The following is a 19,697-nucleotide window of genomic DNA, read 5'->3' on the forward strand; positions in this document are numbered from 1 at the left end:
CTTAATTTCTCCTGAATTCTGGTTGTTTATGCGTATTGCCGTGATGTTGCTTTTATTGACCTTTTCTATGCCGGGCTTCGCGGTAGGCTATTCTGCATCGATTGAGCAGTCCCGCTGGGACTTGGAAGCGTCGAAATTCAGTTGCCGCCTGTCACAGAAGATTCCTCTGTTTGGTGAAGGTGAATTTAATCATGAGGCCGGAGAAACCGTTCGTTTTACCCTCATGCCGTTGCAGGGGCATGGCCTGAAAGGGCAGGTGCGGATTATGGAGGCGGCTTCGCCATGGCAGCCAGGTATTGCAACCCGCGAGATTGGGGCTGTCAAGTTTGCGGCTGACGGTACGATAGCGGTACCGAGCAGTTATTCTCAACAGATGCTGGCCAGCCTGTTTCGGGGACGTATGCCGACATTTCTGGCGCAGAACTGGGCTGAAACCGGCGAAACAGTGCGTATAGGACTGTCGGCGGCTAACTTTCCACCAGCCTATCAGGCGTATGCTGATTGTATCTCTGATCTGTTGCCGGTGAACTACCGGCAGATCGCCCGAACCGCGGTGTTGTTTCCCTCTGCTCAATGGCAGCTGTCAGATTCTACCAAAGCGCGTCTTGACCTGATTGCGATCTACGTTAACAGCGATGACTCAGTGAAATCGATCTATGTTGATGGTCACTCCGATGCTCAGGGGCGGCGACTGGCTAACCGTGATCTGTCTAAAAAACGGGCCGAAGCGGTGTCTGCTTATCTGGAGCAGAAAGGTGTCAGTCCTGAACGGATCACCACCCGCTATCATGGTGAGCGTTATCCTGTTGCTCAGAGTAATGATCGTCTTACCCGGGAGCGCAGTCGCCGGGTGACTATCCGCTTAGACCGAAACTAACCGTGCCTGCTGTCTGATTCTGGTGCTTTAATCCCCCTGTTACTCTGGCGTAATCGTGCTACAATTGCGCCCTTTCCTATTTTAGGTATCCGGTAGAGACTATGGTGCTCTCTACGGGCTGATTTTGCGTTTGGAGCCTCTCTATGTCCGACATCAAAAAGGTTGTGCTGGCCTATTCCGGCGGCCTTGATACATCTGTAATCGTACGTTGGTTACAGGAAACTTATAATTGCGAAGTGGTAACCTTTACGGCTGACCTGGGTCAGGGTGAAGAGGTTGAGCCGGCTCGTGCCAAAGCTGAAGCGCTGGGCGTGAAAGAGATCTATATTGAAGATCTGCGCGAAGAATTTGTGCGTGACTTTGTCTTCCCGATGTTCCGTGCCAATACTATCTACGAAGGTGAGTATCTGCTGGGTACCTCCATCGCTCGTCCGCTGATTGCCAAGCGTCTGATCGAAATCGCCAATGAAACGGGTGCTGATGCGATCTCTCACGGTGCCACCGGTAAAGGTAATGACCAGGTGCGTTTCGAGCTGGGTGCTTATGCGCTGAAGCCGGGCGTTCAGGTGATTGCGCCATGGCGTGAGTGGGATCTGACTTCCCGCGAAACCCTGATGGACTATTGTAAAGAACACAACATTCCGGTTGATTTCTCCAGCAGTAAGAAGAAGTCTCCTTACTCAATGGATGCGAACCTGCTGCACATCTCCTATGAGGGAGACATTCTGGAAGATCCATGGGCTGAGGCAGAAGCGGATATGTGGCGCTGGTCTGTATCGCCTGAAGAGGCACCGGATCAGGCAACGTATCTGGAACTGACTTACGAGAAAGGCGATATCGTTGCGATTGATGGCCAGCCAATGAGTCCTGCGACCGTCCTTGAGTATCTGAATAAAGTCGGTGGTGAGAACGGCGTTGGTCGTCTGGATATCGTTGAAAACCGCTTCGTTGGTATGAAGTCCCGGGGCTGCTACGAAACTCCGGGGGGCTCTATCATGCTGCGTGCACACCGGGCGATTGAATCAATCACTCTGGATCGTGAAGTTGCGCACCTGAAAGATGAGCTGATGCCACGTTATGCCAAAACTATCTATAACGGTTTCTGGTGGTCTGAAGAGCGTAAGATGATGCAGCAGATGATTGACTTCTCTCAGCGTAACGTTAATGGTGATGTACGCCTTAAGCTTTATAAGGGCAACGTTATTGTTGTCGGTCGTCGCTCTGAAAACAGTCTTTTCGACGAGAGTATCGCAACGTTTGAAGATGATGCAGGCTCTTACGATCAGAAAGATGCAGCCGGCTTTATCAAGCTGAATGCGCTGCGTATGCGTATCGCTGCCAGTAAAGGTCGGGATCTGCTGAACGGCTGATTTTGCTATATGCATGAAAAGCCCTGATATGTACCCATATCGGGGTTTTTTTGTCTCTGGACTACTTTGATAATTATCTGATTTATATGATACTTTGATAAATTCCATTCTGATGTAGGACTTATGGAAATCAGCTACTCGGATAAAAAAGTTCTGATTGTTGATAACCGCCTGGAAGATCTTGCTGAGCTCAAGATGATCCTGGGGAGTATGGGTGTGGCTGACATTCAGGTCGCCTCATCTGTCAATATGGCTCTGGTGCTGCTGCGAGAGAAGCATTACGACATCTGCTTTGTATTGTTCGACCTGGGCAAGGACCATAAGAATGGTCTTCAGCTGATTCAGGAAGCGACTGCTGAGGGGATCCGTCAGTTTTCCACAATTTACTCTCTGATTGTTGACCCTGAGCGCTCTAAGTTGCTGTTCGGTTCCCTGGATAGTTCTCCCGATACCTATATTTCTAAGCCCTACGCCGAGCCTAAGGTGCGCTTTCGTTTAGAAAAAATCATGCGGGTTAAGCAGGTGATGCAGCCACTTGATGAGTTGCTCGATCAGGGGCAGCGGCAAGAGGCTTTGTTGATGTGTGACAAGCTGACCCAGAGTTATCCGGCACTGAGACTTTATATCCAGCGAATGCGGGGCATTATCCTGCTTGAAAAGGGGGGCTATGCCGACGCTGAACAGCTGTTTGGTGCTATCGTTGCTCAGCGTGTGCAACCCTGGGCTCAGGTAGGGCAGGGGATGGCGCTATGTCATCAGGGGGATTATCTGAGTGCCCGTCAGGTTCTGCAGCAGGTGATCGATGATTCTCATTTCTGTGTCGAGGCCTATACCTGGTTGGCACGGACTTACCGTGCATTGGGTGAGCGGGGAGATGCAATCAGTTTGCTGCGTAAAGCGGTTATGTTACAGCCCACGGTACCCGAGCTTTTGGGGACTCTGGGCAGTCTGGCGGCCCAGAATCAGGAGTGGAATGTAGCGGTTGAAGCCTATGGCAGTGCGATTCGGCATTCCCGGCAAAGCAGTTTTCAGTCGGATGACTATTACTTCAGTCTGGTCTCTGCGCTACTGGCCCGGGATAATTTTGACCGGGGTATAGAAGAGCATGCGATCCGGACGCTTGAGGACGTGGTGCTGGCGTTTCCGGGTGAGCCTGTCGTGCAATTTAAATCGCGCCTGATGGCTGCGCAGGTGTATCGTCGTGCCGGAGCGCAGGAGCGTGCCAATTTTGCCGCTCGTAATGCGTTTGATCTGTTCTGTGAGCTTGAGCTGACTGAGAAGGCCGAGTGGGTGGAGCCCTTTCTGGAAGGTATGGAGGGTACCTCGGTGGAAACCGATGCCCAGGCGATGAAGCAGCATGTCAATCGGGACAGTTCAGCGCTGGAGTGGGGGAAACTCAATATCCAGGGGATGCTTTGCTATCGTAAGAAGGATTATCAGAAAGCGCTCAGATTTTTTGTACGTGCTGATAGTATCCTGCCCAATAATCCAAGTCTGACACTGAATCTGGTGCAGGCTGCGCTCGAGCAGGCTCGCCGTCCCGGGGGGGAGCGGGCAGAATTATTACTGCAGTGTGATAATGCGCTCTACGGTATTAACTATGGGGCGCTGAGTCTGCGTCAACAGAAACGTTACCTGTCGCTGTCTGACAGGTGTGCCGATATGATCAAAGCGATGGTAGACGTTAAGCGTGAAGTTGAAGAGAATATCTGACGCTTGTAACTAGCTTAGTGTGACGACCTTCGTGCTTAAGCCTGCTGTTTTGAATTCAGAATAAAATACTGTCGTCATCGCCGAGAATAGAGTTTTCCATAACCGGCCGATCATTCTCATCGACGTCATAAGCGGAACGGGCCAGCTTACGGGCCAGCAGTTTCTGCTGTGCGGCTTCTGGCAGGTCAGTGAACAGAATGGTTTGTTTGGCGATCAGCAGATCGATCAGGTCTTCAATAATCCGGCTGACTTCTGAGTCGGTCTTATTCAGAATCTCTTGCGGACTTTCAGTCTCGTTATTATTGCTGGAGAGGAAGTTAATGACTTCCGGGTCGGCAATATTGGCGACCGTTGAGTTCTCAGCAGGGTGTGCAGACAGAGAGGTGATCTGTCCCTGTTCATTTCTGATTGCATAGAGCATAGGCCCGGGTTCCGCTGGTCTGATAGATTGAATAACGCTAAGTATGGCGGCCATTCTTCCGGTGGGTCAAGTCTGCGCTGGCAGTTTGGGGACAAATTAGCGGCTGATCTGTGTCATGGCACCGGAGTTTGTCGATAGTGCTTCGATTGCATAATGAAGAGTGGCTATATAAAATCCCCCCTCTAAACGAGCTTCCTGAAGGGTTGCAGTGCAGATCATACTCATAATGATCGCGGCAGCCCTTTTTTATTGTACCGAGAGATTATGAAATCCCATAAAGTTCAGCAAGCACCGATTCCAATGCGTACCGTCGGGCCGATTAAAATCAGCGGACATGTGCTGAACGAAAAAGTTTCAGTGCCTTTGGCGACCTACGAAACCCCGCTCTGGCCCTCTGTCGGCCGGGGAGCGCGTATCTCAGCGCTGACTGACGAGGGTATCAAGACCACTGTTGTCGATGAGCGTATGAGTCGTTCGATTCTGCTTGAGGCGGATGACGCGCTCGAGGCTTACACTGCGCTGGAGTCGATTAAAGCCCGTCAGGATGATCTTAATCAGGTTGTGGCAACGACCAGCCGGTTTGCCAAACTGATCGATATGAATAGTCAGATTGTTGCTAACCTGATCTATCTGCGTCTGGAGTTCACCACCGGGGATGCCTCGGGTCATAATATGGTGACCAATGCCGCGGATAAACTGATTCCGTGGATTCTGAGTGAATACCCACAGCTGCGTTACTCTTCGATTTCGGCAAACTACTGTTCAGATAAGAAAGCGACCGCGGTTAACGGAATTCTGGGGCGGGGTAAATATGTGATCAGTGAGATTCTGATTCCCCGTGATCTCTGTGAGCGACGGCTTAAAACCACGCCTGAAAAAGTGGTTGATCTGAATATCAAGAAAAACCTAATTGGTACCATGCTGGCGGGCGGATTGCGCAGTGCTAATGCCCACTATGCCAATATGTTGCTGGCTTTTTATCTGGCCACGGGTCAGGATGCCGCTAATATTGTTGAAGGATCACAGGGGATTGTGCATGCCGAGGTGCGTAATGGCGATCTGTATTTCTCCTGTACTCTGCCTAACCTGATTGTGGGTAGCGTCGGTAACGGTAAAGGGATCGACTTTGTCGAACAAAATCTGGCCGCTCTCGGGTGTAAAGAATCTCGCGAGCCGGGTGAAAATGCCCGCAGGCTTGCGGCTATCTGCGCCGCCACAGTGCTTTGTGGTGAGCTGTCTTTGATGGCCGCTCAGACCAATCCGGGCGAGTTGATGGAATCTCATCTTAAAATGGAACGCTGATGTCTGATCAGACCAACGACCGAAAAATTGAGCATATCCGGGCGATTGAGAAAGATCCGCTGACGGATCGTGACGGTCGTTTTTTTGACCAGATCCACCTCATCCACCGGGGGTTACCTGAGCTGGCGCTGGAGCAGATCGATACTTCGGTCGAGTTTCTCGGTAAAAGGCTCAGCTTTCCGCTGCTGATCTCTTCCATGACCGGTGGTGATCACTCTCTGATTAAAACTATCAATCGCAATCTGGCTGAAGCTGCGGAACGGACCGGTGTCGCGCTGGCGGTAGGGTCGCAGCGGGTTATGTTTACTCAGCCATCCGCGCGTGAAAGCTTTGATCTGCGGTCATATGCGCCGAATACTGTGCTGTTGGGGAATATCGGCGCAGTGCAGCTGAATTATGATTTCTCCCTTGATCAGTGTCAGCGCGCCGTTGATCTGCTGGGGGCTGATGGTCTGTATCTGCACCTGAACCCGCTTCAGGAGGCGGTGCAGCCGGAGGGCGATACTGACTTCTCTGGTCTGCGGGAAAAGATTGCCGCCATTGCAACGGGACTGAACAAACCGGTATTGCTGAAAGAGGTGGGGGCGGGGTTATCACCTGCAGATATCGAAATGGGAATCGCCGCGGGTATACGCTGGTTTGATCTGGCCGGTTCAGGCGGGACGTCATGGAGTCGCATTGAGCATCATCGCAGTGAAAAAAGCGGTGATGATCTGGGGCTCTGCTTCCAGGATTGGGGAATTCCGACGCCGCAGGCCCTTAAACTGGCTCAGCCGTATCAAAATAGTGCAGGTTTCATCGCCAGTGGCGGTCTCAGGGATGGGATTGATATGGTTAAATCTGTTATACTCGGCGCCTCGCTCTGCGGCATGGCCGCACCGTTCCTGAAACCGGCAATGGATTCCGCCGATTCAGTGGTCAGGGTAATAGAGCAACGCCGGCGTGAATTCACCACAGCTATGTTTTTGCTGGGAATGCCGGATGTTAATAGTTTATTTATGAATCGGGCTCTCATTCTGGGCGAGCGTTGAGGATTTTAAGTACGTATGTCCGTCGGTATTGATGAAATCAGCTTTTACACCTCCAATTATTTTCTGGATCTGAAAAACCTGGCAATGGTCCAGGAGATCGATGCTGAAAAATATTATCAGGGTATAGGGCAGGAGAAGATGGGGATGCCTGCCCCGGATGAAGATGTCGTTACGATGGCGGCAAATGCAGCCCTGCCTCTGATTGAACGGGTTGGACCGGATGCCATCAGCACGGTCATGTTCGCCACCGAAACCGGTATCGATCAGTCTAAGTCCGCGGGTGTCTATGTGCATCGGTTGCTTGGTCTGACCTCCCGGTGTCGTGTCGTCGAGCTGAAGCAGGCCTGCTACAGTGCAACGGCCGCGATTCAGATGGCCTGCGCTCTGGTTGCCCGTCAGCCAGAAAAGAAGGTGTTGGTGATCGCTTCTGATGTGGCCCGATATGATTTGGGGACCTCAGGAGAGGCGACTCAGGGATGTGGCGCAGTCGCACTGCTGATTGCAGCCAGCCCCCGGCTGGTGGAACTGGATCCTGAAGTCGGTAATCACACCGAAGATGTGATGGATTTCTGGCGTCCGAACTACCGTTCAACCGCGCTGGTGGATGGTAAGTACTCAACCAAAATCTATCTGCAATCGCTGAAGCATGCCTGGGAACACTTTCGTGAAGTCAGCTCCCTGGCGTTCACTGATTTTCAGCATTTCTGTTATCACCTGCCATTTACCCGTATGGCACAGAAAGCGCACAAACATCTGGCGCGGATCAATAACAGTGTTCTGACCCCTGAGTTGCTCGATCTTCAGGTTGAGGACACCCTGCTGTATAACCGTATTATCGGCAACAGCTACACCGCTTCGATGTATATCGGTCTGGCTTCTCTGCTGGAAAACTGTAAGCAAAACCTGGCGGGTAAACGGGTCGGCTTTTTCAGTTATGGTTCCGGTTCGGTGGCAGAGTTCTTTTCTGGAAAAATTGTCTCCGGCTATGAGAAATACCTTCACGGGGACAGGCATCAGTCGATGCTGGACGCCCGCAGTGAAGTGAGCTACGAAGAGTATCTGGAACTGTACAACGATACCGATCCGGTTGATGGTGGGGTACATACCAAGACGGAAGGTACCACCGGTCGCTTCCGCCTGGCGGGCATCTCCCATCATAAGCGTGAATATATCTCCTGCTAAGGAACCTTTCCCATGAAGGCCTGCGCCCCCGGTAAACTGATTCTCAGTGGAGAACACTCGGCAGTTTACGGGGCACCGGCTATCGCACTGGCGGTTAACCGCTATATCCACTGTCACACTCTATTCTCCCCAATTGATGGACTGAGTCTGCGGTTGCCCGATGCGGGTTGGCAGACACAGCTGAGCTGGTCTGAACTGAGGCAACTGACTGAACGTCTGAATCTCCGCTATAGCCAATATGAGCAGGGGCTGCTGGGGGCAGGTGAGATTCTCGAAGCGCCCCATCAGTTGGCGCTTTATGCTCTTAGCCAGTGTTTGACAGACGTCGATCCGAAAACCGGTTTACAACTGGAGATCCATTCTCAGTTGCCGTTAGGTTCCGGTATGGGATCTTCCGCAGCCCTCAGCGCCGCCGTCACCACCCTGGGTCAGTCACTTTATTCTCAGCCACTGGATACGCCTGAACTGTTTCAGCGGGTGCGCTATTGTGAGCGCCTCTGTCATGGCCGGGGTGGACTGATCGATGCCGCCACCGTGAGCTATGGCGGACTGGTTGAGGTGGAAACGGGTCAGGTTAGGCAGTTGACGGTGAAGTTGGCAGCAGGTTGGTATTATATTCACACCGGTGCCCCCGAAGCCGGTACCGGTGAGTGTGTCGATTTTGTCCGTAAACGTTTTAGTGAATCGTCTATCTGGCAGGATTTCACCACAGTGACCCGGGCGCTGAGCGCTGCTATTGTTAAGGGGGATGACCCGCGGCAACTGATTCGGGAAAACCACCGTTTACTGACTACCATTGGTGTCGTACCTGAGCCGGTACAGCAGTTTATCGCTGCGCTGGAAAAGCAGGGGGGGGCCGCTAAAGTGAGTGGTGCCGGTGCAGTATCCGGGGATTCTGCCGGTGCTTTGATCTGTTTTGCCCCGGGAGTTGATCTGGCAGCACTGTGCCAGCAAGGCGGCTACAGTTTTATGGTTATTGAAGAGGATAGCGAGGGAGCCCGACTTGAGGATTAAGGTGACTGCACCCGGCAGTCTGATGCTGATGGGTGAGCACGCTGTGCTGTTTGGTCAGCGGGCGCTGGCCTGTGCGGTGGATAAGCGTATTACTGTTGAGCTGTCTCCCCGAGCAGACCGGATTGTTACTATCGACTCGGCACTCGCCCAATACCGTTCGAACCTGGATGCACTCAGGCCAGAGCCTGAACTCAGCTTTGTACTCTCGGCTATCGAGCGACAATCTGCTCAGCTGTCGACTGGTTTTGATCTGCAGATACGTTCAGAATTTTCCCATACAGTTGGGCTTGGATCTTCTGCAGCAGTCACCGCAGCGGTCGTAACCGCACTGCAGGCATTTATCGGTAACGATTGTGATGATTCACAGGCCCTGTTTACTGAAGCGCTGGCGGTAGTTCACCAGGTTCAGGATGGCCGGGGATCCGGTACCGATCTGGTCGCTGCAGTGTTTGGCGGGGTTGTGGGCTATACCGTCGGCAGCGCTGATGTGGCGCCCCGGATTAAAAGGTTGCAGGGCATACCTGCCATCAGTCTTTATTATGTCGGTTATAAGATGAAGACGCCGGATGTGTTGAAGCGGGTGGAAGGTTTTGCCGCTCACTCCCCAGAGCTTTATGACGGCTTGTATCGTCTGATGGGGCAAACCACTGAGCAGGCTGAACAGGCGGTTGACAGTGCCGACTGGTCGCAGTTTGGCCGGCTGATGAACATCTATCAGGGGCTGATGGATGCGCTGGGTGTGAATGACCGCCAGCTGGCCGAGATTATCTACACCCTGCGCAGTGAGCCTGAGGTGCTGGGGGCGAAGATATCCGGATCGGGTCTGGGAGATTGCGTCCTTGCACTGGGGTGTCCCGCTAATCTGCAACTGGCCTATGAACAGATTCCCGTAACTGTATCTGCGGAGGGTGTAACCGTTGAGTATATCTGATTCTGTGACGCAGCAGGCGTTGACCAAAGAGTGCGTGATCGCACACTATCTGCCAGCCAGTGTTACGCCGGTGGCAGATAGCACTGACACTGTGTTTGCGCCGAGTAATATCGCGCTGTGCAAATATTGGGGTAAGCGTGATGCTGAGCTGAACCTGCCGGTTAACAGCAGCTTATCGATCTCTCTGGCCCACCTGGGTACAAAGACCCGTATCTCGGTCAGCGATCAGGATCAGGTCTGGCTGAACGGTGCGCGCCTGGCCACTGGCGATAAATTCGCCCGTAAGGTGATCGCCTTTATCGACCTGTTTCGTCGTGATGCGGATCACCGGGTTAAAGTGGAAACCGAAAACAATATTCCCACGGCTGCGGGACTGGCGTCATCTGCGTCCGGCTTTGCCGCGCTGATGCTGGCGGTAGACCGGTTTTATGGCCTTAATCTGGAACCTCAGGTGCTGTCAGCCTTTGCCCGCATGGGCAGCGGCAGTGCCAGTCGCTCCCTCTATGAAGGTTTCGTCGAGTGGCAAATGGGGATTCGCGAAGACGGTATGGATAGCTTTGCGCTGCCGTTAGATAGCCGTTGGACGGAACTGCGGATCGGACTGGTGAAAGTCAGTACTGGTGAAAAAGCGGTCGATTCCCGTTCCGGGATGAACCGTACCGTGGAAACCGCGCACCTGTATCAGAGCTGGCCACTCCAGGCGGCCGCTGATCTTGAACGGTTGCATCAGGCGATTGCGGAACAGGATTTTACCCGTCTGGGGGAAACCTCCGAACAGAATGCCCTGTCGATGCATGCCACGATGATCGCCTCCTGGCCGCCACTGTTGTATTGGCAGCCAGATTCGGTTGCCGCTATGCAGGCTATCTGGCAGGCCCGTGCTGAAGGGGTCGAAGTCTACTTTACCATGGATGCCGGTCCCAACCTGAAACTGCTGTTTACCGCCGATGCCGAGGCTGAGGTTAAACGGCGTTTTCCCGGACTGGAAGTGATCAGTCCGTTTGGCTGAAAGGGTGCGGGGACCGCAGGATCTCACGGCTGAAGCGGCTGATATCAGCGGCTTTATTCTGACCCGGCAGCAGCTTGATACTCCGGAGGGGATCAGCTTCCAGTTCTGGCTGAAAGCCGGGAATGATGCGCTGCCGGTGACGGTTGCGGCTCAGGAGGGGGTGTTCTTTGTGCTTGAGGAGGATGTAGACCGGATTGAGTCGCTGTTGAGCTCGCAGCTTAAACAGACCTCTGCATCCACGCCTGGCTGGCGACTCCAGTCACTGCCACTGAAAGATCTCCAGCAACGCCCTGTCTGTGGTCTGTATAGTAACTCGCTGACAACCTACCGCCAACTGACCGATCTGCTGCAAACCTATGCGATTCCGATGATCGAAGAGGATATTCGCCCGGTTGACCGGTTTCTGATGGAACGCTTTATTCAGGACAGCGCCCGGGTACGTGTCAGCGGGCCGACGGTAAAGCTGCAGCCGGCGGATATAGAACCCCGGCTGACCATGCTATCGGTGGATATCGAAACCACCATGCGCGCAGACAGGATCTTCTCTATCGGTCTCTATTCCGATCAGCTGCGTAAGGTGCTGATTGTCGGTGAAGGGCAGAATGAACCCTGGCTTGAATATGTTAACGATGAACGGGCACTGCTGCAGGCGTTTGTCCGGGAAGTACAGCGCTGTGACCCGGATATCTTTATTGGTTGGAATGTGGTCGGTTTCGATTTTCGGGTGCTGCAGGAACGGGCCAGACGGCTGCAGGTGCAACTGAACCTTGGCCGTGACGGCAGTCGTATTCAGGTGATTGAATCGGCCAGCGGCAAATGGTTCTGTCGTATCGCCGGACGCGTGGTTCTGGATGGTATCGATACCCTGAAAGGTGCCACCTGGCATTTCGAAAGCTTCTCGCTGGAGTATGTCTCCAATCAGATGCTGGATCGCGGCAAGCTGCTGGGACAGCAGATGGATGAAGGTCTTAACCGGGGTGAGGAGATTCAGCAGGTCTACCGGGAAGACCCCCGGCGGCTGGCAGAATACAATCTGGAAGACTGCAAGCTGGTATGGGATATCTTTGAACATGCTCAGCTGCTGCACTATCTGGTTGAACGCAGCCGTCTCACCGGTCTGCCACTGGATAAGGTCGGGGGATCGGCGGCGTCTTTTGATAACCTGTATCTGCCACGCCTGCATCGCAAAGGTTATGTGGCCCCGGTGTATGCCTCCGGAGAGTCGCAGATGGGTGCCCCGGGCGGCTATGTGATGGATTCCCGTCCGGGTCTCTACCATCAGGTGCTGGTGCTCGATTTTAAGAGCCTGTACCCAAGTATTATCCGCACCTTTATGGTGGACCCCTATGCCCTGGCTGAAGGAACCGGGACCGAGTGTGATCCCGGGGATCTGGTGCCGGGCTTTAACCACGCGATCTTCTCCCGCAAAGAGGCGATTCTGCCGGATATTATCGAACGTCTGTGGCAGGCGAGGGACCGGGCAAAAGCGGAGAAAAATGCGCCGCTGTCCCAGGCGATTAAGATCATTATGAACAGCTTCTACGGGGTGCTGGGATCCGATGTCTGTCGCTTTTTTGATCAGCGATTGTCCGGCTCCATTACCCTGCGGGGCCATGAGATTCTCACCCGCACCAAAGCGAAGATTGAGGAACAGTTTGGTTATCAGGTGATCTACGGAGATACCGATTCGGTGTTTGTCTGGCTGGGGGATGATTTCCCGGTGGATCAGGCACCACAGGAAGGCCGCAGGCTGGAACAGTTTCTGAACCGCTGGTGGCAGGATGAGGTGCAGCAGCATTTCGGCCTGACCTGTCATCTGGAGCTGGAGTATGAAACCCACTACCGTCGCTTCCTGATGCCCACCATGCGCCACTCGGAGAAAGGTACCAAGAAACGCTATGCTGGTATCCGCCATTTTTCTGATGGAACCGAGGAGCTTATTTTTAAAGGGCTGGAGTCGGTTCGTTCCGACTGGACGCCGCTGGCGCGGCGGGTACAGCGGGAGCTTTATCGGTTGATTTTCAGCGATACCCCCTATGCCGGTTATCTCAAACAGATTGTCAGCCAGTTGAAAACCGGCGAGCTGGACAGCGAACTGGTGTACCGTAAGCGGCTGCGACGGCCGCTGGATGAGTACAGTAAAAACCGCCCACCCCATGTGCAGGCGGCGCAGAAAGCGCAGGACCAGTTTGCCAAAGAGGGCAAGAACCGGCCTTTCACAGCCGGTATGTATATTGAGTATCTGATCACGGTCAATGGCCCGGAGCCACTGCTGTTTGCCCGTTCTCCCATCGACTATCAGCACTACCTTGATCGCCAGCTGACCCCGGTGGCGGACAGCATTCTGATGTTTCTGGATGATAGTTTTGAAGCCCTGTATGCCCCGCAGATCGATCTGTTTTAAGGGTTAACGATATCCAGCCTGCTTTAGCAGTGCTGCAGCCTGTTCCCGGCAGATTGATATTGGGCCGTCGCGCTGGTGCCGCAGCGGAGTCTGTCGGTTATGGCTGCACCGCTATCAGGCGGGATAACAGGAAACGGAAGGCAAGGTAAGGTCTGACTCTGTGGGCAATCCTGATGGCTGAAACTATTCTGATGATCGCTGGCTGATGTTCTCCTGCGAGAATCTTGCAGCAAAGATTAGTCGGATATAGGCTTGAGGTGCGGTTTACCACAGAGGACACAGAGGAAGAGATTTGGGGGTGAACAGTGCTCCTTTTGTCTTCTAAGCGTGATTACACTCCCCCCAAATATCATCCTGTTCATAATGGAAAAGCAGCGCTCAAAAAGCGCTTTTCCATTGCTCTGTATCGATGAACCAGTGCTCCTCGTAAATCTTGTCACCGTCAAACCTGAAAAGTACAGAGAGCTGTGAAGCTGTAATCTTCGATGATTTCCATTCTACGATCGAGACGACTTCATTATCCCCCTCTATATTGCGCAGTCCGGTGATCTCGAATCCTGGTGGGAGAATTGTCCCAAGACTATTCAGCGCCTCTCGAAACGCTCTTCGCCCCTTAAGGACATCGGTTTGGCCGGGCATAATAAATATCATTTCTTCAATATAATCGGTTACCAAACCATCAAAATCACCGGCGCCGAGTGCATCCCATCCTCTTTGAACAATATTTGTAAGACTCATGATCTGACTCCCATCTGGGTTTATATTTGGTCACTTCAGATGCCTCACTTGACAGAAGGCTCTGGAAAGGCCTCCTGTACAGAAAATTATAGTCATCAAACACGCGGGTAGAGAGATGATCTGTTTTTTCGATTCACGCCGCAGCAGGTGCCGATTGAAAGCACAGAGAACTCAGAGAACAAGGCGAATAGTGGGGTGATTGAGAGCTGAAAGATTTTATTGTGATCTATCTCCGGTAAACCGGCCCTCTTATGTTTGCAAGAGGTTGTAGCTAAAAAAATATCTGTCTTGTTTATACTCCCGTATTCGTACTCCTTCCGGAGTAAAATAATGCGGTAACCACAGTTAAGAACCTGTAATTACAGTGTATTTAGCATCCGCACAAAAAATTACTGGTTGAGACATCTTCTTTCAATTTAGATGTTTAAGAAAATATTATTGGCAAACACAAAGATAATTGTTGCACTGCAACATAAGGCGCTATACCATCACTCCATCTACTAAATTTCTATATGGGTACACATCATGTTCCAGAATATTCCTGCTGCTGACTTCTCTGCTTTTGGCGCTCCTGTTCAGAAGCTGATCGAACTGAACACTGCAACCTTTACTAAGGCATTCGAAGCTCAGAAAGCTGCTATCGAACAGCAAATTGCTCAGGCACAAGCTGATTTCGCAGCTTTCTCTTCAATCAAAGACGTTGAAGCCTTCACTTCTTTTGTGACTTATAAGTCTGAAGAAGCTAAGGCTAAGATTGAAGCACTGCAGGCCGAAGCGCTGGCAGCTACAGAAAGCACTAAGGCTTACTTTGCTGAAGTTCAGGCTATCCTGACTGAAGGTACAGAAGCTGCAGCGCCAGTTGCTAAAGCACCTGCTAAAAAAGCTGAGTAATCTCAGCTGCTTTTAAAAAAGCCTCCTTCAGAAATGAAGGGGGCTTTTTTGTGCCTGGCTGATACCGGGACAGGCTTAGACGTAAAAGTGTCTGCGTATCCGTAAGCCAGGAATTTCAATCAGCGTTGCTTGTGTGTAATCCGTGTGGAGCTCTGTTTTAAAATTAAACGTTAATGACTGTCTACAAGAGCTCTCTTAAGAGCCTCAAGAACTCATCCAAGAACTCATCCAAGAACTCATCCAAGAACTGACTCAAGAGCACCGTCAAAAAGCGCTCTCAAGCACGCCTCCAATAATCGCCAGACCAACCAGTCCCATAATCGGCAGTTTCAATATCCTCAGCAGAAAAAATCCGCTGATCACCAGGGCAAAATCGGTTGCGCTGTGGACGGCGGAGATAAACACTGGCTGATACAGGGCACTTAACAGCAGCCCGACGACTGCCGCGTTCACGCCGTTTATTGCACCACTGAGGCTGGGGTTTTCCGCCAGTAAATGCCAGTTCTTCAACACCCCCAGCAGTAGCAGAAAACCGGGCAGAAAGACGCCGGCAGTGGCGATCAGTGCGCCAATGATGGGGGTCTCCGGCAATAGCTGATAACCGAGGTAAGTGGCCAGGGTAAACATCGGCCCGGGCACCGCCTGAGCGGCGGCATAGCCGGTGATAAAGCTATCGTTACCGAGCTGGTCACCAACGATATTCTGCAGCAATGGCAGCACCACATGACCTCCACCGAACACCAGACTGCCGGCCTGATAAAAGTCAGAGAAGATTTTAACCGCAAGGCTCAAGTGTGCCAGTAAAGGCAGGCCGAACAACAACACGACAAATAAGATCAGTGGAATATGAGCTGCGTTTACAGATGTTTTTTCTGGCACATCTTCAGCGTCTAAATTGACTGTTCTGGATTTTAACCAGATAAAGCCTGAGATAGCCGCCAGAATCAGTACCCCGGTCTGGCTCCATAGTCCGGGCATAAACAGCAGTACAGCGGCGGTTGCAACTGCGATTGCAGAGGTAAGTTTTGTTCTGCAAAAGTTACCGGCCATGCTCAGCGTGGCATCGGCGACGACCACAACCGCCAGCAGCTTAAGACCATGGATAACACCCTGAAACAGGGTGCTGTCGGTCACTGAGTTGCTGAGTATTGCCAGTGCCAGCATCAACAGGACAGAGGGCAGGGTAAAGCCGCAAAATGCGGCGATCGCGCCAGCCAGTCCACCCCGTTGATAGCCCAGGGCAAAGCCTACCTGACTCGATCCGGGGCCAGGCAGAAACTGACTCAGGGCAACCAGTTGAGCGTAGTCTTTGTCACTCAGCCAGTTGAGCTTATCGACAAATGTTGTGCGGAAATAGCCGATATGGGCGGCGGGCCCGCCAAAGCTGATCCAGCCGAGCAGGAAAAATTGTTTAAAGATAGTTAAGACGTTCATCATATTCAGAGTGGATAAGCTAAAAATAGCTATTATCTGACAGTATTGTGACAGATATGAGAGTGTGGTTGGATTCGTTCATTTTCTGGCTACCCGGTTTGGCGGGTTAACGGACTATTTTTATCACTAAGCTGCTCACCGAAAACCGGTGATCAGTAGCCAGCGCAGCACCGCCGCATAATCTTCCGCCTGTCTGAAACGGTACAGACTATGGCGCTATAAGTAATTGAATTCGGACCTTTGTGTAATAAAATGATTCGCATGGGTTTTTATTAACCGCTCAACGTTAACAGTGTGTGCTGGCAGGACTTTATGAATCAGGAAACCGTTCAGTTATTAACCGACTACTACGCAGCCTTTAACCGTCAGGACATGGATGCGTTTTTAGCCTTGCTCACCGATGATGTCATTCATGATATCAACCAGAGTGGCCGGGAAGTGGGTAAACAGGCCTTTTCTCAATTCATGGATCGCATGAATGCTCATTACCGGGAAGAGATTGTTAATATCTCCATTACCACCAACCAGACGGGTGATCGTGCTGCGGTTGAGTTCACCGTGTTAGGTGAATACCTGTCGACCGATGAAGGCTTACCCGAAGCAGTGGGACAGAAATACAACCTGCCAGCCGGCGCGTTTTTTACGATTCGCGATGGCCAGGTGGCACGGGTGACCAACTACTACAATCTGGAAGACTGGATCGCCCAGGTGTCAGGCTGATCCGTGATGCTGACTTTTAAGCGTCTCTCAGGCGCAGCGTTAGCAGGCTATCTTCCGGAGCTGGCGCAACTGCGAATCCGGGTGTTTCGTGACTGGCCCTATCTCTACGATGGTGACCTGGCCTATGAAGAGCGCTACCTGCAGACCTATATTCAGGCGCCCGACAGTGTCATTGTATTAGCCTTTGACGGTGACAGCGTGGTCGGTGCTTCAACCGGTATCCCGCTGGAACATGAAACCGCCGATGTTAAGCAGCCCTTTATCGATGCCGGTTTTGATATCGACAGCGTATTTTATTGTGGCGAATCGGTGCTGCTTTCCGCGTACCGGGGGCAGGGGGCGGGTGTCGAATTCTTTGACCAGCGTGAAGCCCATGCCCGGGAGATTGGTGGTTTTGCCTATTCCTGTTTTTGTGGCGTGCAGCGTCCCGATAATCATCCGTCCCGACCCGCTGACTATGTTCCCTTAGACCGTTTCTGGCGTAAACGGGGTTACCGTAAACACCCGGAACTGAACACCACTTTCAGTTGGAAAGAGTTGGGTGAAGCGCATGAGTCGCCTAAGCCGATGACCTTCTGGATCAAACCGTTAAAATGACAACGTGCAATACGGCTGCAATCAACAGCCGGGCGTAAAGCGAATCTGGATGCGATAGATGAATAAGGTCAGAGTGGCAGTATCACAATACGATATTAGCTTTTTCTCCCACTGGTCCGACTTTGCAGACAAGTTAACCCGGTGGGTTAAAGCCGCCGCCGATAACCGGGCTAAGTTAATCCTTTTTCCTGAATATGGCAGCATGGAGCTGCCCTCATTGCTGGGTGAAACCGTCTATACAGATCTTCATGGTCAACTGGACGCGATGCAGTCACTCTATCCTCAATGGCAGGCGCTGCATCTGGAGCTGGCACAGCAGTTTGATCTGATGATTCTGGCGAGTAGCTATCCGCTGCAACAGCCGGATGGATCATTTCGTAACCGCGCACACCTTTACGGGCCTGACGGTTTAATCGGTTATCAGGATAAGCTGATCATGACCCGCTTTGAAAATGAGCAGTGGCGGGTGGCGGCGGGCAGCGAAATCCAAGTGATCGACTCCGATATCGGTAAACTGGGGATCAATATCTGCTACGACTCGGAGTTTCCCATGATCGCCCGTCAGCAGGTTGCCGCCGGGGCGAACCTGATACTGGTGCCCAGCTGCACCGATACTGAAGCCGGGTTTCACCGGGTGCGTATTGGCTGTCAGGCCCGGGCGCTGGAGAACCAGTGTTTCGTGCTGCAATCACCCACCTTCGGTCAGGCGGACTGGTCGGAAGCGGTCGATATCAATACCGGTCGGGCCAGTATCTATACTCCGGTGGATTACGGTTTTCCTGATAACGGCATTCTGGTGGAAGGTTCACCCGAGCGACCGGAATGGGTCTATGCCGAACTGGACCTGGAATCGATAGCGCATGTGCGGGCGGAAGGGCAGGTGTTTAACTATCGGGACTGGGACAGGCAGAAGGGCCTGATATCTCGATGAGCTTTGTGGTTAAGTGGTGAACGGCTTTGTTTACTAAAGAGAACACAGAGGGGATTGAGGTAGCGCATCGGAACCTCCGTGTGTCGTTAAGAGAAGTCCTCAAAAGTGGTTTTATGATATTTCTACCGTTATGACTTTATCGCGTGAATTTTATCGCCATGGACCCGTTGTCCGACAGGGGCATTCCGTTAGCTTCGTCGACGTCAGGAAACGCTTTGATTTCAGATCGATCGGCATTGGGCGCTGGGTGACGCAGCCTGAACAGGTTCGCGCCGCAGGACTGTTTTATGATGCACTGGTGGATCTGATGACCATCTTAAACTGTCCGGAGCCGTTGATATCCCTGCGCGGAAACTTGTCTTTGCAATATGGGATAGGCGGGCGTCCCGGTGTCGCGGCTCACTATCAACCGTCGACGCGCTGCTTCTCACTGGCTAAAAATGCAGGGCCAGGCAGTATTGCGCATGAGTGGTTTCATGCCCTTGATCACTACCTCGGAGGCACTGCATTTGCTGATGCCCCGACTGGAATGTTTGCTTCAAAAGCCTGGTTGTCAGACGCGACGCCGGTGGTTCATCCCTTGAATGATGACCTGTACGCCTGTTTCAAAAACATTATGTTAGATGAGGATGGTGAGTCCCCCAGTGAGCTGTTTGAGGTATCCGCTCAGGTCGACAGGGCCATGAATCAGGTTTACTACAGCCAGGCTGAAGAACTTTGCGCCCGGGCATTTGAAGCCTTTATTCAGGATGCGGCTATTTCGAATAATTTTTTGGTCTCAGGGACAAAAGCGTCTGCCGAAGCCGAGCAGGGCCTGTATCCGCGAGGAGCGCAGCGAGAGCGTATTAATGCAGCGTTCCAGCGTTACTTTAATCGCCTGGGGGCCGCACTGAACAGTGAAATACGCAGGAATGCTCGTTGAGGAAATGGGAGTAACAGAAATCTGTTCGCCGAGCAGCGTTGTTGATAATGCTTGCGAGTAAAGAGTTTAACCTGACCTCAGTTTTCGCCACAGAGGGCACAGAGAACAGGGAGGTGGTCAGATCTGTGAATCACCCCCTATGAACCTGATCCTTAGTGATGAACCTAAATATCATAATTTCCTATCGGGGCTAACGTTTGAAGGATGATG

General features: G+C 52.3%; 18 protein-coding genes. 15 read left to right on the plus strand and 3 right to left on the minus strand.

The genetic code is table 11. The annotated features are described in order from the left end of the window. The first annotated feature begins 28 nt into the window (after positions 1 to 28). From KDX31_02610 to KDX31_02620, 3 genes are all read left to right on the plus strand, one after another. On the plus strand, positions 29 to 877 hold the full coding sequence (locus tag KDX31_02610; protein ID UTW03942.1) for an OmpA family protein: 849 nt from the start codon (positions 29 to 31) through the stop codon (positions 875 to 877). A gap of 143 nt (positions 878 to 1,020) precedes the next feature. After that, positions 1,021 to 2,247, plus strand: a complete 1,227-nt coding sequence (locus KDX31_02615) for an argininosuccinate synthase (GenBank protein ID UTW03943.1) — start codon at positions 1,021 to 1,023, stop codon at positions 2,245 to 2,247. A 123-nt stretch (positions 2,248 to 2,370) separates the two neighbouring features. After that, complete coding sequence (locus tag KDX31_02620; GenBank protein UTW03944.1) at positions 2,371 to 3,960, plus strand: tetratricopeptide repeat protein; 1,590 nt, start codon at positions 2,371 to 2,373, stop codon at positions 3,958 to 3,960. A gap of 55 nt (positions 3,961 to 4,015) precedes the next feature. On the opposite strand, the gene KDX31_02625 is transcribed toward KDX31_02620, so the two are convergent. Continuing rightward, positions 4,016 to 4,381: a hypothetical protein gene (locus KDX31_02625; protein UTW03945.1), complete on the minus strand. Its 366-nt coding sequence runs from the start codon at positions 4,379 to 4,381 to the stop codon at positions 4,016 to 4,018. A gap of 264 nt (positions 4,382 to 4,645) precedes the next feature. Between KDX31_02625 and KDX31_02630 the strand changes: the two genes are divergently transcribed. Genes KDX31_02630 through KDX31_02660 form a run of 7 tightly spaced genes read left to right on the plus strand, consistent with a single transcriptional unit; the run spans position 4,646 to position 13,254 of the window. Next, the gene (locus KDX31_02630) at positions 4,646 to 5,683 is read left to right on the plus strand and encodes a hydroxymethylglutaryl-CoA reductase (protein UTW03946.1); all 1,038 of its coding nucleotides are present in this window, start codon (positions 4,646 to 4,648) and stop codon (positions 5,681 to 5,683) included. Beyond that, positions 5,683 to 6,714: a type 2 isopentenyl-diphosphate Delta-isomerase gene (gene fni, locus KDX31_02635; GenBank protein UTW03947.1), complete on the plus strand. Its 1,032-nt coding sequence runs from the start codon at positions 5,683 to 5,685 to the stop codon at positions 6,712 to 6,714. Before KDX31_02630 ends, fni begins: the two co-directional genes overlap by 1 nt. A 15-nt stretch (positions 6,715 to 6,729) precedes the next feature. After that, positions 6,730 to 7,896 carry a hydroxymethylglutaryl-CoA synthase gene (locus KDX31_02640; GenBank protein UTW03948.1) on the plus strand — a complete coding sequence of 389 codons (1,167 nt, stop codon included), beginning with the start codon at positions 6,730 to 6,732 and terminating at the stop codon, positions 7,894 to 7,896. Positions 7,897 to 7,908: 12 nt separating this feature from the next. Beyond that, positions 7,909 to 8,910, plus strand: a complete 1,002-nt coding sequence (locus KDX31_02645) for a mevalonate kinase (protein UTW03949.1) — start codon at positions 7,909 to 7,911, stop codon at positions 8,908 to 8,910. Between the two features lie 22 nt (positions 8,911 to 8,932). After that, positions 8,933 to 9,841: a GHMP kinase gene (locus KDX31_02650; GenBank protein ID UTW05272.1), complete on the plus strand. Its 909-nt coding sequence runs from the start codon at positions 8,933 to 8,935 to the stop codon at positions 9,839 to 9,841. Then, a complete protein-coding gene (mvaD, locus tag KDX31_02655; GenBank protein UTW03950.1) occupies positions 9,828 to 10,850 on the plus strand; it encodes a diphosphomevalonate decarboxylase in 1,023 nt (340 codons plus the stop codon). The genes KDX31_02650 and mvaD overlap by 14 nt, the downstream gene beginning before the upstream one ends. A 4-nt stretch (positions 10,851 to 10,854) precedes the next feature. After that, positions 10,855 to 13,254, plus strand: coding sequence for a DNA polymerase II (locus KDX31_02660; protein UTW05273.1), 2,400 nt, complete (start codon positions 10,855 to 10,857; stop codon positions 13,252 to 13,254). 378 nt (positions 13,255 to 13,632) lie between these two features. Here the strand turns inward: KDX31_02660 and KDX31_02665 are convergent, their stop codons facing one another. Beyond that, positions 13,633 to 13,992, minus strand: coding sequence for a nuclear transport factor 2 family protein (locus tag KDX31_02665; GenBank protein UTW03951.1), 360 nt, complete (start codon positions 13,990 to 13,992; stop codon positions 13,633 to 13,635). Positions 13,993 to 14,517: 525 nt separating this feature from the next. Here KDX31_02665 and KDX31_02670 point away from each other — a divergent pair. Then, positions 14,518 to 14,883 (plus strand): hypothetical protein, encoded by a 366-nt coding sequence (locus KDX31_02670; GenBank protein ID UTW03952.1) that lies wholly within the window; start codon positions 14,518 to 14,520, stop codon positions 14,881 to 14,883. 264 nt (positions 14,884 to 15,147) lie between these two features. Here the strand turns inward: KDX31_02670 and chrA are convergent, their stop codons facing one another. Then, a complete protein-coding gene (gene chrA, locus KDX31_02675) occupies positions 15,148 to 16,320 on the minus strand; it encodes a chromate efflux transporter (protein ID UTW03953.1) in 1,173 nt (390 codons plus the stop codon). Positions 16,321 to 16,629: 309 nt separating this feature from the next. Here chrA and KDX31_02680 point away from each other — a divergent pair, with 309 nt between their 5' ends. The 4 genes from KDX31_02680 to KDX31_02695 all read left to right on the plus strand — a co-directional run bounded on the left by KDX31_02680 (position 16,630) and on the right by KDX31_02695 (position 19,487). Beyond that, positions 16,630 to 17,037 carry a nuclear transport factor 2 family protein gene (locus tag KDX31_02680; GenBank protein ID UTW03954.1) on the plus strand — a complete coding sequence of 136 codons (408 nt, stop codon included), beginning with the start codon at positions 16,630 to 16,632 and terminating at the stop codon, positions 17,035 to 17,037. A 6-nt stretch (positions 17,038 to 17,043) separates the two neighbouring features. Next, the gene (locus KDX31_02685) at positions 17,044 to 17,634 is read left to right on the plus strand and encodes a GNAT family N-acetyltransferase (GenBank protein ID UTW03955.1); all 591 of its coding nucleotides are present in this window, start codon (positions 17,044 to 17,046) and stop codon (positions 17,632 to 17,634) included. A 58-nt stretch (positions 17,635 to 17,692) separates the two neighbouring features. Continuing rightward, positions 17,693 to 18,565, plus strand: coding sequence for a carbon-nitrogen hydrolase family protein (locus KDX31_02690; GenBank protein UTW03956.1), 873 nt, complete (start codon positions 17,693 to 17,695; stop codon positions 18,563 to 18,565). Positions 18,566 to 18,695: 130 nt separating this feature from the next. After that, the gene (locus KDX31_02695) at positions 18,696 to 19,487 is read left to right on the plus strand and encodes a hypothetical protein (protein ID UTW03957.1); all 792 of its coding nucleotides are present in this window, start codon (positions 18,696 to 18,698) and stop codon (positions 19,485 to 19,487) included. Positions 19,488 to 19,697: the final 210 nt, after the last annotated feature.

This window comes from Amphritea atlantica (assembly GCA_024397875.1).
In the GTDB taxonomy this organism is placed as follows: Bacteria; Pseudomonadota; Gammaproteobacteria; order Pseudomonadales; family Balneatricaceae; genus Amphritea; species Amphritea atlantica_B.

Excerpts from the sequence above, each read along its gene's own strand:
- KDX31_02610 (UTW03942.1), top strand. The coding sequence starts at position 29 with ATGCGTATTGCCGTGATGTTGCTTTTATTGACCTTTTCTATGCCGGGC.
- KDX31_02615 (UTW03943.1), top strand. The coding sequence starts at position 1,021 with ATGTCCGACATCAAAAAGGTTGTGCTGGCCTATTCCGGCGGCCTTGAT.
- KDX31_02620 (UTW03944.1), top strand. The coding sequence starts at position 2,371 with ATGGAAATCAGCTACTCGGATAAAAAAGTTCTGATTGTTGATAACCGC.
- KDX31_02625 (UTW03945.1), bottom strand. The coding sequence starts at position 4,381 with ATGCTCTATGCAATCAGAAATGAACAGGGACAGATCACCTCTCTGTCT.
- KDX31_02630 (UTW03946.1), top strand. The coding sequence starts at position 4,646 with ATGAAATCCCATAAAGTTCAGCAAGCACCGATTCCAATGCGTACCGTC.
- fni (UTW03947.1), top strand. The coding sequence starts at position 5,683 with ATGTCTGATCAGACCAACGACCGAAAAATTGAGCATATCCGGGCGATT.
- KDX31_02640 (UTW03948.1), top strand. The coding sequence starts at position 6,730 with ATGTCCGTCGGTATTGATGAAATCAGCTTTTACACCTCCAATTATTTT.
- KDX31_02645 (UTW03949.1), top strand. The coding sequence starts at position 7,909 with ATGAAGGCCTGCGCCCCCGGTAAACTGATTCTCAGTGGAGAACACTCG.
- KDX31_02650 (UTW05272.1), top strand. The coding sequence starts at position 8,933 with ATGCTGATGGGTGAGCACGCTGTGCTGTTTGGTCAGCGGGCGCTGGCC.
- KDX31_02665 (UTW03951.1), bottom strand. The coding sequence starts at position 13,992 with ATGAGTCTTACAAATATTGTTCAAAGAGGATGGGATGCACTCGGCGCC.
- KDX31_02670 (UTW03952.1), top strand. The coding sequence starts at position 14,518 with ATGTTCCAGAATATTCCTGCTGCTGACTTCTCTGCTTTTGGCGCTCCT.
- chrA (UTW03953.1), bottom strand. The coding sequence starts at position 16,320 with ATGATGAACGTCTTAACTATCTTTAAACAATTTTTCCTGCTCGGCTGG.
- KDX31_02680 (UTW03954.1), top strand. The coding sequence starts at position 16,630 with ATGAATCAGGAAACCGTTCAGTTATTAACCGACTACTACGCAGCCTTT.
- KDX31_02685 (UTW03955.1), top strand. The coding sequence starts at position 17,044 with ATGCTGACTTTTAAGCGTCTCTCAGGCGCAGCGTTAGCAGGCTATCTT.
- KDX31_02690 (UTW03956.1), top strand. The coding sequence starts at position 17,693 with ATGAATAAGGTCAGAGTGGCAGTATCACAATACGATATTAGCTTTTTC.
- KDX31_02695 (UTW03957.1), top strand. The coding sequence starts at position 18,696 with ATGACTTTATCGCGTGAATTTTATCGCCATGGACCCGTTGTCCGACAG.